Annotated in this window: 11 protein-coding genes; 1 reads left to right on the forward strand and 10 read right to left on the reverse strand. The window is 49.1% G+C overall.

Features of this window, described 5'->3' with window-relative positions; genetic code table 11:
* Positions 1-126: 126 nt before the first annotated feature.
* The 10 genes from ACO0K3_RS02495 to ACO0K3_RS02540 all read right to left on the reverse strand — a co-directional run bounded on the left by ACO0K3_RS02495 (position 127) and on the right by ACO0K3_RS02540 (position 10,317).
* The gene (locus ACO0K3_RS02495) at positions 127-1,842 is read right to left on the reverse strand and encodes a PhoH family protein (protein WP_422981563.1); all 1,716 of its coding nucleotides are present in this window, start codon (positions 1,840-1,842) and stop codon (positions 127-129) included.
* A 118-nt stretch (positions 1,843-1,960) separates the two neighbouring features.
* The gene (locus ACO0K3_RS02500) at positions 1,961-2,437 is read right to left on the reverse strand and encodes a peroxiredoxin (protein WP_422981565.1); all 477 of its coding nucleotides are present in this window, start codon (positions 2,435-2,437) and stop codon (positions 1,961-1,963) included.
* Positions 2,438-2,506: 69 nt separating this feature from the next.
* Positions 2,507-3,448, reverse strand: a complete 942-nt coding sequence (locus ACO0K3_RS02505; RefSeq protein WP_422981567.1) for a polysaccharide deacetylase family protein — start codon at positions 3,446-3,448, stop codon at positions 2,507-2,509.
* Between the two features lie 9 nt (positions 3,449-3,457).
* Positions 3,458-4,498 carry a bifunctional UDP-4-keto-pentose/UDP-xylose synthase gene (locus tag ACO0K3_RS02510; protein WP_422956817.1) on the reverse strand — a complete coding sequence of 347 codons (1,041 nt, stop codon included), beginning with the start codon at positions 4,496-4,498 and terminating at the stop codon, positions 3,458-3,460.
* Between the two features lie 109 nt (positions 4,499-4,607).
* Positions 4,608-5,543 (reverse strand): formyltransferase, encoded by a 936-nt coding sequence (locus tag ACO0K3_RS02515; protein WP_422981569.1) that lies wholly within the window; start codon positions 5,541-5,543, stop codon positions 4,608-4,610.
* 1 nt (position 5,544) lies between these two features.
* The gene (locus tag ACO0K3_RS02520; protein WP_422981571.1) at positions 5,545-6,510 is read right to left on the reverse strand and encodes a glycosyltransferase; all 966 of its coding nucleotides are present in this window, start codon (positions 6,508-6,510) and stop codon (positions 5,545-5,547) included.
* Positions 6,511-6,525: 15 nt separating this feature from the next.
* A complete protein-coding gene (locus ACO0K3_RS02525; RefSeq protein ID WP_422981573.1) occupies positions 6,526-7,653 on the reverse strand; it encodes a DegT/DnrJ/EryC1/StrS family aminotransferase in 1,128 nt (375 codons plus the stop codon).
* Positions 7,654-7,797: 144 nt separating this feature from the next.
* Positions 7,798-8,169 carry an EamA family transporter gene (locus tag ACO0K3_RS02530; RefSeq protein WP_422981575.1) on the reverse strand — a complete coding sequence of 124 codons (372 nt, stop codon included), beginning with the start codon at positions 8,167-8,169 and terminating at the stop codon, positions 7,798-7,800.
* Position 8,170: 1 nt separating this feature from the next.
* Positions 8,171-9,943, reverse strand: coding sequence for a glycosyltransferase family 39 protein (locus ACO0K3_RS02535; protein WP_422981577.1), 1,773 nt, complete (start codon positions 9,941-9,943; stop codon positions 8,171-8,173).
* The gene (locus ACO0K3_RS02540; protein ID WP_422981579.1) at positions 9,940-10,317 is read right to left on the reverse strand and encodes an Mth938-like domain-containing protein; all 378 of its coding nucleotides are present in this window, start codon (positions 10,315-10,317) and stop codon (positions 9,940-9,942) included. Before ACO0K3_RS02540 ends, ACO0K3_RS02535 begins: the two co-directional genes overlap by 4 nt.
* A 374-nt stretch (positions 10,318-10,691) precedes the next feature.
* On the opposite strand from ACO0K3_RS02540, the gene ACO0K3_RS02545 reads away from it, so the two are divergent.
* The gene (locus tag ACO0K3_RS02545; protein WP_422981581.1) at positions 10,692-11,921 is read left to right on the forward strand and encodes a pyridoxal phosphate-dependent aminotransferase; all 1,230 of its coding nucleotides are present in this window, start codon (positions 10,692-10,694) and stop codon (positions 11,919-11,921) included.
* Positions 11,922-12,021 lie beyond the last annotated feature (100 nt).

A 12,021-nucleotide genomic window follows, 5' to 3' on the forward strand; every position in this document is an offset into this window, starting at 1 on the left:
AACATTGCTGATGGTGCTAAAACGGATTTTTATCAAGATAGCGCGCTATAAAACATAATCTAAAAAGCAATCGCACAAAGAAAAACGGCACCCTGAGGTGCCGTTCGTAGAGAGGCTGATGTTACTTTATAAAATTTCGCTAGCGTGATCTGCCAGGCGAGAGCGCTCACCCCGTGCCAGCGTGACATGACCGCTATGTGCCCAGCCTTTGAATCTATCCACGACATAAGTCAGGCCACTGGATCCTTCGGTCAGATAAGGCGTGTCGATCTGTGCGATATTGCCAAGACAGATAATCTTCGTGCCAGGGCCGGCACGTGTGACCAGAGTTTTGACTTGTTTTGGCGTCAGATTCTGCGCTTCATCGATGATCAGGAATTTGTTGACGAAAGTACGGCCGCGCATAAAGTTCAGTGATTTGATCTTGATTTTTGAGCGTATTAAGTCTTGTGTTGCTGCACGCCCCCAATCACCGGCGTCGTTATCCGACTTATTCAGGACTTCAAGATTGTCGTCAAATGCGCCCATCCACGGTGACATTTTTTCTTCTTCCGTGCCAGGTAAGAAGCCGATGTCTTCACCAACCGGGACTGTCACACGCGTCACGATGATCTCGTTATAGGTTTTGGTTTCCAATACCTGAGCCAGACCAGCTGCCAGTGCAAGCAGCGTTTTGCCGGTACCAGCTTGCCCCAGCAAGGTCACAAAATCACACTCAGGATCCATCAGCAGGTTCAGGGCAAAATTCTGTTCCCGATTGCGTGAAGTCACACCCCACACACTATGCTTGGCATGTCCGTAGTCGCGCAAAGTTTGCAGCACTGCCGTTTTGCCATTGATCTGACGTACGTGACCATAGAACGAAGCTTCACCGTTCTTTGGTTCCAAATAGACAAATTGGTTGACCAGCAGACTAGGGATGATTGGGCCTGTAATCCGGTAAAACGTGGTACTCAGACCATTACGATTTTCTTGCCAGGTTTCTATGCCTTTACCATGCTTATTCCAGAAATCATCTGGTAACTGCACGATGCCCGTGTAGAGCAGATCCGAATCTTCCAGAACATGATCGTTGAAATAATCTTCGGCAGGCAAGCCCAATGCACGGGCTTTAATACGCATATTGATATCTTTTGATACCAACACAACAGGGCGCCCCGGAGATTCTGCCTCCAGAGCACGAACTACTGCCAAAATCTGGTTATCAGCTTTACCCTGAGGCAGTCCCTGAGGCAGGGCACCGCCTTGCAATTTTGTCTGAAAATACAGATGACCTTTTGCGTCTTTATTGCCAAGCTTCGCTAAAGGAATCCCTTTTTCAATTTCGTGATGATCAATATCGCCTACCAGCGCATCCAGTGAGCGCGATACCTGGCGTGCATTGCGGGCGACCTCTGACATACCTTTTTTGTGATCATCGAGTTCTTCAAGCGTGATCATCGGCAGATAAACATCATGCTCTTCAAAGCGGAACAGCGATGTCGGATCATGCATCAGGACGTTGGTGTCGAGAACGAATAATTTTGTTACGCCTGATTTATCGGCAGCACGACTGGTTCCTGACTTGACGCGGTTGTCATGTTTCACGGCGACTGGTTTTGCTGTCGGTTTTGCCGCGACTACTGATGAGGCAAGCTTTGCCACAGGCGCAATCTTAGCGGCAGGCGCAACGATATTGGGTAACTGAGAAGGTTTTGAAGGTGTTATCGCTTCAATTTTTCTTGCTGGTGCAGCTTTAACTTCAGTCCCACCTTGTTTTAAAGGTTTTGATTTATCTGCTTTAGGATAATCCTTAGGGGACAGCAGGGCCGCTGGTTTAGTCGGCATTTTCGGCAGGGGCATTAGGACCTCTTCTAAAAGTGTGAGAGCTTAAAAGTCAAAAAGCCGCTAAGAAGGACACCGGATTAATCCGGGACACTTCCATCTGCGGCTTTTTCTCGAAGAAAATTTTAGATTTCAATTACTGGTTTGCGCTCACAAATTCCAACACTTCATCAACATGTCCAGCTACTTTTACTCCACGCCATTCTTTCACTAATTTGCCGCTGCCGTCAATCACAAACGTACTGCGCTCAACGCCGCGATGTTGTTTGCCGTACATATTTTTCATCTTCATCACGTCAAACAAATTGCAGACGGCTTCTTCAGGGTCTGATATCAGCTCAAACGGCAAGCCCAACTTGGCTTTAAAACCCTCATGCGAACGCAAGCTGTCACGACTCACGCCGAATACGACGGCATTGTTTTTTTCAAATGAGGCATGGGCATCACGAAACGCCAGGCTCTCCGTCGTACAGCCTGGGGTGTTGTCTTTAGGGTAAAAATAGATGACGATAGTTTTTCCAGCATAGTGACTAAGCTGAAACGTTTGTTCGCTGGTCATCGCAGCAGAAAATTCTGGAACCTGGCATTGCAGTGCGGATGGGCTATCGGCCACAGTAGTCTCCTGAGTAGGTGGATGGAGAAGCATTCAAGCTGTCCGCCATCCATCCGGGTCAGCTACAGCTCAGGCGGCTAATGCAAACAATTCACCAGATCTACCAGGCAATTCAACCCAATTGATCGCGTGAGCTGGTAATTTCTCGTTTTTGATGGTCTCATAAAAATCTGCCATCGAAACACAATCGTAACCTTGTTTGCGCCAACCTTTCAGCAATTCCTCGAAGATGGGGGCGAGTTTTTGCCCTTCAAGTTCTGCATGCAGAGTAAATACGTGATTTCTTGGTGCTGCCGTTAATTTAAGGATTGTAGCGGCAATATTTGACCCGTTAATGACGATGCCATCAATGTCACGGCCCAGCATTTCATCCAGCGTTGGCAGCGTGGTCGGCATCTGAATGCAGGACAAGGATTTGCCATTAACTTGCAAGCGATAAGGACCCGCCGTGATATTCGCCAGGCTGCCATTGTCGTTGAGCAGGGCACGTCCGTCAGACGCATATGACATACCGAACTGATCGAGCTGCTCAAACGCATGGGCATTCATCTGCCATCCTGCGGCGCCATGGGTTTTTGGTGCTGCGCCAAAAATTTCTTTGAACCGCGAATATGCCTGTTGCATCTGGCGCTGTGTCCACCCCGCGTCACGTTGACGCACATTATCTTGCCAGACGACATGATCCCAGGTGTGAATGCCGCATTCAAAGCCAGCATCCTGCACTGCACGCATTTCATTTGCACAGCCTTTGCCGATATCCGGTGCTGGCAAAAAAACGCCATACATCAAGGTTTTGACACCATAGTGCTCAACGACCGAGGTGCGCGAGACTTTTTGGAAAAAACCAGGACGGAAAGCACGTCGTAACGCCCATCCGGTATGGTCTTTGCCCAGAGAGAATAGAAAAGTAGCACCAGCCTGATGCTGCTTCAACAGGCGCACCAGATTCGGTACGCCTTCTTTGGTGCCGCGAAACGTATCGACGTCAATTTTTAGGACGATGCTTGGCATTGGTGCTGATTAGTCCATCAATGCACGGGCTTCGGCTACCTGGCTGCGGTAAGCATCGAAAATATTGCGCATGGTGTCTTTCATATCCGTTGTTGGTGCCCAGCCCAGTTCTTCGCAGGTATTGGTGATTTTTGGCACGCGATTTTGAACGTCTTGATAACCTGCGCCGTAATAGGCGCCAGATGTCGTTTCTGTCAGTTGTACGTTTTTCGCAGTATCTGCATATTCCGGATATTCAGCAGCCAGAGTCAACATCATGTGAGCGAGTTCACGAATCGAATAGTTATTGGTCGGATTGCCGATGTTATAGATCTTGCCGCTGGCAATGCCATTCTTGTTATCGATGATACGCATCAGCGCATCAATGCCATCGTCGATATATGTGAAAGCGCGCTTCTGTGCGCCGCCGTCAACCAGAGAGATGTTTTCACCACGTACAATATGACCGAAGAACTGTGTGACAACGCGGGAGCTGCCTTCTTTTGGTGTATGAATATTGTCCAGACCAGCGCCGATCCAGTTAAACGGGCGGAACAGCGTGAAATTCAGGCCTTCCATGCCATAGCCCCAGATCACACGATCCATCAATTGCTTGGCGCAAGAATAGATCCAGCGTGGTTTATTGATCGGGCCGCAAATCAGTTCGGATTGCTCAGGATCGAATTCCTCGTCATGGCACATGCCATACACTTCGGATGTCGACGGGAACACCAAGTGCTTGCCGTACTTGGCCGCCGAGCGGACGATAGGCAGATTAGCTTCGAAATCCAGCTCAAAAACGCGCAGAGGTTGTTTGACATAAGTCGATGGTGTGGCGATCGCGACCAGAGGCAGAATGACGTCGCATTTTTTAACATGGTACTCAACCCATTCTTTATTGATGGTGATGTCACCCTCAAAGAAGTGCATGCGTGGATGATTGATCATGTCGCCCAGACGCTCGGTTTGCATATCCATGCCATAGACTTCCCAGTCTGTCGTTTCCAGGATGCGTTTAGACAAGTGATGACCGATAAAGCCGTTGACGCCGAGAATGAGGACTTTTTTCATGATGATTTCTTTATAATTTTTAAAAATTAATTGGTGTCTTGATGAATATTAAAGCGCTGTTTTTTCCGCCGCTGCCTGTCAAAAGCCGCTGATACATAACTGGGCAACGTTAAACGTAGCCAGACTTGAGTGCCGCATCAAGTGCCTTGGCAGTGACTACTTCACCATTCAACAATAATTCCATAATTGTGAGCGCACGGCCATCGCCGCAAACGCCAAGAATAGCATTATCCACTACACATAAGCCTGTCGGCAAATCTATGGTGTTTTTTGCTGTTGATATCGTGTTTAGTCGTGCTTTTCCGATAACATAAGTTTTGCCATGCAATTCGGTAAAAGCCCCAGGATAGGGCGGGGCAACCGCGCGATGCAGGTTATAGACTTGCTGGGCAGTCTGCTCCCAGTTGATGCGACCATCCTCTGGTTTACGTCCGCCAAAATAACTGCCTTTAGCCAGATCATTGCTTAAATTTGGCGCTGTTCCGGCGATCAGGCCGGGCAAGGCAGACCACAAGGTTTGCTCCGAAGCGACAGTCAATTTGCCAAACACGTCAAATGCGGTGTCATCAGGCAAAATAGGTACCATGGTCTGCGCAATGATGGCACCCGCATCCGGTTTCAGCGCCATTTCATGTAGGGTCGCGCCGGTCTCGGTTTCGCCATGGAGTACCGCCCAATTGACAGGCACACGACCACGATATTTGGGAAGTAAGGAGCCGTGCAAGTTATACGCGCCGCGTTTTGCCAGAGCAAGCAATTCGAGCGGCAACATGTTCCGGTAGTAAAAGCTGAAGATAAAATCTGGCGCAATGGCAGCGACTTGCGCATGCAACTCAGTAGATTTCGGGTCTGCTGGCGTAATCGTCGGTATGCCGTGCTCTTTACATAGCGCGGCTACCGATTCAAACCAGATGGTTTCAGCCGGATTATCTTCATGGGTAACGACCAGTTCAATCGTTATGCCACGCGCCAGCAGGGTTTTAATACAGCGGACGCCGACGCTGTGGTAGGCGAATACAACCGCAGTGGTATGGGATGAAGGCATCTTAATTCGTTTCCGTCGCGTCACTGTTGGTTTGCTCGAGAATTGTCTGTACGACATAACGTGGACGACCGCGAACTTGCTGATAAATCCGGCCAACGTATTCACCCAAGAGGCCGATACCGAACAAAATCACACCCATCATGAAGAAGGCAATCGCAAACAAAGTGAACAGACCTTCTGCCTCAGCGCCCAGAACAAAGCGGCGTATCAACAGCAAGAACACCAATAAAGCAGATGCCACCGATAACACCATGCCCAGCATCGAGAACAACTGTAAAGGCATGATAGAAAAGCCGGTCATCAAATCAAAATTCAGACGGATCAGGCTGTATAAGGAATACTTCGATTCACCGGCCGCACGTTCTTCATGCTCCACCGTGATTTCAGTCGGCTTGCGGGCAAACGTATAGGCTAGCGCAGGAACAAAGGTATTTACTTCGCTGCACTGATTAATTAGATTAATCACATTGCGGCCGTAGGCGCGCAGCATATTCCCCTGATCTGTGATCTTGATACGGGTAATTTTTTCGCGGATGCGGTTCATCGCTTTGGAGGCGTAGGTGCGCCATGCGGAGTCCTGACGCTTGCGGCGGATAGAGCCGACATAATCAAAACCCTCGCGCATTTTATCGACCAGCGCACCGATTTCTTCCGGTGGGTTTTGCAAATCAGCATCCAGCGTCACCACGATGTCGCCGCGTGTTGCCTGAAACCCTGCCAATATCGCCATATGCTGACCATAATTGCCATTGAACAGTACGACACGAGTCACGTCAGGACGCAGACGAAACTGATCTGCCAGCATTGCGGCGGTGTTATCTCGGCTACCGTCATTGACGAATACGATTTCATAAGGGACGCCGCGTGCTGCCAGGGCATCCAGCGCCGGATACAGGCGTGCATATAGCTGCGCGAGGCCGGATTCTTCGTTATAAACGGGGATGACGACGGAGAGTTCAGGTTTCATCAAGCGTGGTCCGAATTAGGAAAGGCGAGATTTTACCGCAGTCACGACTCTTTCGACATCGGCTTCGGTCATGCTTGGGAAAAGCGGCAAGGTGATGATCTGTTTGCCGACACGCTCTGCAATCGGGAACATCCCATCGGTAAAGCCACGTGCACGATAGTAGCTGAACAAGTGAATTGCGCGGTAATGATAGCCAAGGCCGATACCGACATCCATCATCTGCTGCATGAATTCACCGCGATTAATACGATCGGGCAAAACGATGTGAAACATATGCCAGTTACTGTTGTCAAAATCGGCAATTGGCAGTTCTGCGCCTGTCTGTGCCTCAAACTCGCTGCCAAACATCGCGAAATAGTGGTGTGCCAATGCTTTGCGCTTGGCATTAAATTCTGCCAGATGTTTCATCTGTCCCAGACCAATCGCCGCGGCGATATCGGTCATATTGTATTTGCCGCCGAGGACATCAACATCGATGCCGTCCAGACCACTGCGGGTGACGCCTTGCAGGCGATATTTTTCTGCCAGACGAGCTTCTTCCGCGGTATTTAAGACTAGACAACCACCTTCACCAGTCATGATGTTTTTGTTAACCTGAAAGCTAAATGAGGCAAAGTCGCCGAAAGCGCCGATGCGCTGGCCTTTCCAGGTGGAACCGATGGCTTGCGCGGCATCTTCGACTACACGCAGATTGTGCTTCTTGGCAATCGCGTACAGTTTGTCCATATCACAAGGTAAGCCACACATATGGACAGGGATAATTGCCTTGGTACGCGGCGTAATGGCGGCTTCGACCTTGTCGAGATCAATATTATGACTACGTGCATCGATATCGACAAATACCGGCGTCGCACCGACTTCGATAATCACATTAGCGGTGGCTACCCAAGAGTTTGGCGTGGTAATCACCTCGTCACCTGCACCGATGCCGGCAATCCGCAAGGCGATTTCCATCGTGCAAGTGCCGGAATTGTAGGTGCGCACCGGACGTCCGCCGAAGTACTCGGATAACTGCGCTTCCAGCGCCTGCACATTCGGGCCGCTGGTCAGCCAGCCAGAACGTAAAACGTTACCGACAGCGGCAATCGTTTCCTCATCCATGGTCGGTTTAGTGAAAGGCAGAAAGGGCAGGGCTGTAGTCATTACAAATTCCTTCTATTAATTTACTTACTTAGTTATTCATTTTTTATACTCAGGTAGAGTATTTTTAAAGCACGTTATAAAACAAGCGGATTAAGGGCTATTATTGCCTATACTCCCTCATATTTAACATGCTAGCTCGTGGATTCAGCTTTTCACCAGCAGAGCAACGCCGACAATAATCACCAAAATCGCCAACATACGCTGCAAGGACATTACTTCGCCGAGGAAGTACCAGGCACCGATCGCATTCACCACATAGCCAATCGACAGCAGCGGGTAAGCAATCGTCACATCAACACGTGACAGTCCGATGATCCAGACCACAACCGACACCACATAGCAAGTTAGTCCACCAATAATTGGCAACTGCGTAGCGAGCTGAAGAGCAATAGAAAACCAATTTTCTGCCGTCAGATGAATTGCGCCCACCGCCTTTGTGCCTTGCTTAAGTAGTAGTTGCGCAAATGCATTGAGAAAAATGCCAGTTAGGATAAAGCCAAAGGTGCCTATATTCATCTTATTTTGCCAATTGAGTAGTTGGTTGCTGGATTGATTGAGATGTAGCCTGATCGCCTGCGGGAGCAGCAGTATCTGTCGCACTAGTCGTTAAAATACTGGACACAATCACTCGTCTTGGATCTTGTCCGATCACGCGCATCGGTACTTTGTCCTCGACGAATTTTTCATAAATATCGGTACGGACAATCGCTACCGCAGCTTTCCCACTGGCGCTATCAGCCCGCCATTGAGCAACAAAGTCTTCTAGTTTGGGAATCCAGAGCTCGGGTTGCTGCTTTAGTCCAAACTCCATCTCATCCGGAAACTCAACCAGAATCAAGGTGTGTCGGAGGTAAAAAGGAAGTGCCTGTTCATAACGTCCGACTGCATACAGCGGCGTATCGGCCTTAACCAATGCGGCACGGATAGCGGGAATATGCTCTGTACCCGCGATATATTTGCCCCAGGGATCATGACCCAAAAAGGCGATTTGCCCGGCAACATATCCGCTTACTGCCAAAATAACTACCGCCCAGTCTTTGCCTGCAGATGATCGGCGCGCCATGAAGCATGCCAGAATGCCGCCGACCAGCGTTAACACCGCCGCAGCCGCCAGCCATGGGGCATAGGCTTGATATAAAGGGATCTCATACGCCAGCTTGCCCATGCCAGACGCCTTGCTGACAAACGCCAGACCTGCAACGCCAATTGCTGCAAAGGAGAGGCTGGCAATCATCATTGACCTGGATGACGCGTGCTCAAGATAGCAGGCAATCAACAGCGCAATTGCCGGGAAGATCGGCAAGATATATCCAGGTAATTTTGAGCCGGAAATACTAAAAAAGAAAAAGAAAAAGATTGCCCAGATAAGAAGCATTTTTTTGGCTTGAAAACCTTTTTCAAGGCCGCTGCGATCTCGAGTGCCGGCCCACAACCCCTGTATTAGCGGGCCAATCCAAGGAACAATCCCTAATATCAGAAATGGAAAAAAGTAATACCAGGCGCCGCCACGCTTATGCACGTTGCTGGTAAAACGATCAAAATGCTCATGAATAAAAAAGAACTGCGGATGTTCAGGATTTTTCATGGCAATTAAAATAAACCAGGGTGCAGTAATCGCAAAAAACACCAGCAATCCCTTACCCATATGCAAGCGCGTCCACAATCGCCAGTCCATTGTCAGCAGGCTATAAATCACCAGTACACCACCGGGAAGAACGAAGCCGATCAATCCTTTCGACAAGGTAGCTAAGGCCATGCCAATCCAGCACAGCAACATATAATTGCGTTGTTCCACAGCACTTACACCATTTCTTTGTGCCAGCAATAACCCGCACAAAGCAATTGTGAACATGCCAGATAAGCCCATATCTAGCGAATTTACATGTCCCATACCAGCCCAGTAAAAGCTGGAGCCCAACACCAGAGCAGCACTGATGCCAACCCGGCGGCTAAACATCTTATTTCCGGTAATACCGACCAGAGCGACACCGAGTAAGCCAGTCAATCCTGTCCAAAGACGCGCCTGCCAGTCACCAAGACCAAACAACTCAAAACTGATCGCGTTCATCCAGTTTTGCAGCGGTGGCTTTTCAAAATATTTAATGCCATTCAATCGCAAGGTGATCCAGTCACCGGTCGCGACCATCTCGCGTGCCATTTCTGCATAACGACCTTCATCCGTTGGCACCAGCGTGCGGGCACCCAGCATATAAAACCAGATCAGTAAAAAAACTAACGCGATCGACCAGAGTGTCGCCGGAGAATCATAAGGAGACCGGTGTTGTTTCATGCAGCGTCCATGATCAGAGCCAAAGCGACTTTGCGTCCCTCAGCCATCAGAATATTGTAAGTACGGCAGGCTGCCTGATTATCCATACATTCGACACCGATACGCCTGGCTGCCAGTGAGGCGGTGAGTTTGGGATGAACGAACCGCTGCTTCAAGCCGGTGCCCAGAATGACGACATCCGGCATCGTCGCTTCGATCTGCGCAAAGTCAGTCATATTTAAGTCTTCAAAGCTATTTGCCGACCATTGCGCAGGTTTTGTTTCAGGCAAAACAATCAGACTGTGTTTGTAGGTAATCGCGTTGATTTCAACACTGTCCTTATCGTAGGCAGTGATAGTTTGGTATTGCTGGGTGGCAGTGGAATGCAGCTTCATCTATCGTGCTCGATTAAGTGGGTAACTGATGAGTGCGGCATTGTAACTTTTTTACCGGACTCAGTCTGCATTCTGCTGCGGCCTGATGATTTACGCCAATTTAAGATCATTTTGATCCGCCACCAATTCAACTAGTGTCTTTACAAAAATTAATCAGTGGACTCGATTTCTCAAGGCATATTCCAATTCGACTGAGATTTCCTGCAATCATGCAAAACAGTCGTAAAATCAAGACGAATGCCAGTCAGCAGCGAATAAAATTAGATTATTCGACGAAACGCATTGATAAAAACGTGCGCATTGGGCAGAATGGAACGTTCGGCAGTGCAGCATTTTTCTGCACTGCAGCCCCAATATTAGCAAGGATTGCCGCAGTGCGACCCATACAAAAATCACAAAAATTAGCAGACGTCTGTTATGACATCCGTGGCCCTGTCATGGAAAAAGCCAAACAGATGGAAGAAGAAGGCCACAAGATAATCAAGCTGAATATCGGCAATCTGGCGGTGTTTAATTTTGATCCGCCGGATGAGATCGTGCAGGATATGATCCGCAATATGCACAATGCAGCCGGTTATACCGACTCCAAAGGCATGTTTGCTCCGCGCAAATCCATCATGCACTACACCCAGGAAAAACATATTCGCGGTGTCACAATTGAAGATATTTATATCGGTAACGGCGCATCCGAATTAATTGTGATGGGCATGAATGCCTTGCTCAATAGCGGCGATGAGGTCCTGGTGCCAGCACCGGATTATCCCTTGTGGACCGCCGCAGTCAGCCTGTCTGGCGGCAAACCCGTTCATTACGTCTGCGACGAGAGCGCTGACTGGATGCCGGATATTGACGATATCAAGAGCAAAATCACACCCAATACCAAAGCGATTGTGGTCATTAATCCGAATAATCCGACTGGTGCTTTATACCCGGTCGAAATTTTGCAGCAGATTGTTGACGTCGCACGGCAGCATCAGCTCATCGTTTTTGCGGACGAAATTTACGATAAAACTTTGTATGACGAGGCGACGCATACGTCGATCGCTTCATTAGCTGACGATGTCTTGTTTTTGACCTTGAATGGTCTATCAAAAAATTATCGCTCCTGCGGCTATCGCGCTGGCTGGATGGTGGTCTCCGGTGAAAAACGTCATGCCAAAGACTATATTGAGGGCTTGAATATGCTAGCCTCCATGCGTCTGTGTGCGAATGCGCCCGGACAGTTTGCGATCCAGACGGCGCTGGGTGGTTACCAGAGCATCAATGATCTGGTCGGCCCCGGCGGACGTTTGCTAAAGCAGCGCGATTTGGCGCATAAGCTGTTAACCGATATACCGGGCGTGACCTGCGTCAAGCCTAAAGCTGCGCTGTATATGTTTCCGAAACTGGATCCTTTGATGTACCCGATCAAGGACGACCAGGAATTTATTCACGAACTGCTGACCGAGCAGCGCGTGTTGTTAGTACAGGGAACGGGATTCAACTGGATCAATCCCGACCATTTCCGTGTTGTGTTCCTACCGAACACGGATGATTTGACTGAAGCATTCGGACGTATTTCGCATTTCCTTGAAGGATATCGAAAACGTCACGGCACCAATTAATTTTAGTTCGCAGAGCACGAGTGCAATCGCTGCATTGCTGTATCGCCGAGCCTTGCTGTTGTCCTTCACTGCGGGCGGCACGTACGCTTGTTCTCCTTGC

This window comes from Undibacterium sp. Rencai35W (assembly GCF_049340185.1).
Lineage (GTDB): Bacteria > Pseudomonadota > Gammaproteobacteria > Burkholderiales > Burkholderiaceae_D > Undibacterium.

Coding starts and splice junctions, on each gene's coding strand:
- ACO0K3_RS02520 (WP_422981571.1), bottom strand. CDS start 6,510: ATGAAACCTGAACTCTCCGTCGTCATCCCCGTTTATAACGAAGAATCC.
- ACO0K3_RS02495 (WP_422981563.1), bottom strand. CDS start 1,842: ATGCCCCTGCCGAAAATGCCGACTAAACCAGCGGCCCTGCTGTCCCCT.
- ACO0K3_RS02525 (WP_422981573.1), bottom strand. CDS start 7,653: ATGACTACAGCCCTGCCCTTTCTGCCTTTCACTAAACCGACCATGGAT.
- ACO0K3_RS02530 (WP_422981575.1), bottom strand. CDS start 8,169: ATGAATATAGGCACCTTTGGCTTTATCCTAACTGGCATTTTTCTCAAT.
- ACO0K3_RS02515 (WP_422981569.1), bottom strand. CDS start 5,543: ATGCCTTCATCCCATACCACTGCGGTTGTATTCGCCTACCACAGCGTC.
- ACO0K3_RS02505 (WP_422981567.1), bottom strand. CDS start 3,448: ATGCCAAGCATCGTCCTAAAAATTGACGTCGATACGTTTCGCGGCACC.
- ACO0K3_RS02510 (WP_422956817.1), bottom strand. CDS start 4,498: ATGAAAAAAGTCCTCATTCTCGGCGTCAACGGCTTTATCGGTCATCAC.
- ACO0K3_RS02540 (WP_422981579.1), bottom strand. CDS start 10,317: ATGAAGCTGCATTCCACTGCCACCCAGCAATACCAAACTATCACTGCC.
- ACO0K3_RS02535 (WP_422981577.1), bottom strand. CDS start 9,943: ATGAAACAACACCGGTCTCCTTATGATTCTCCGGCGACACTCTGGTCG.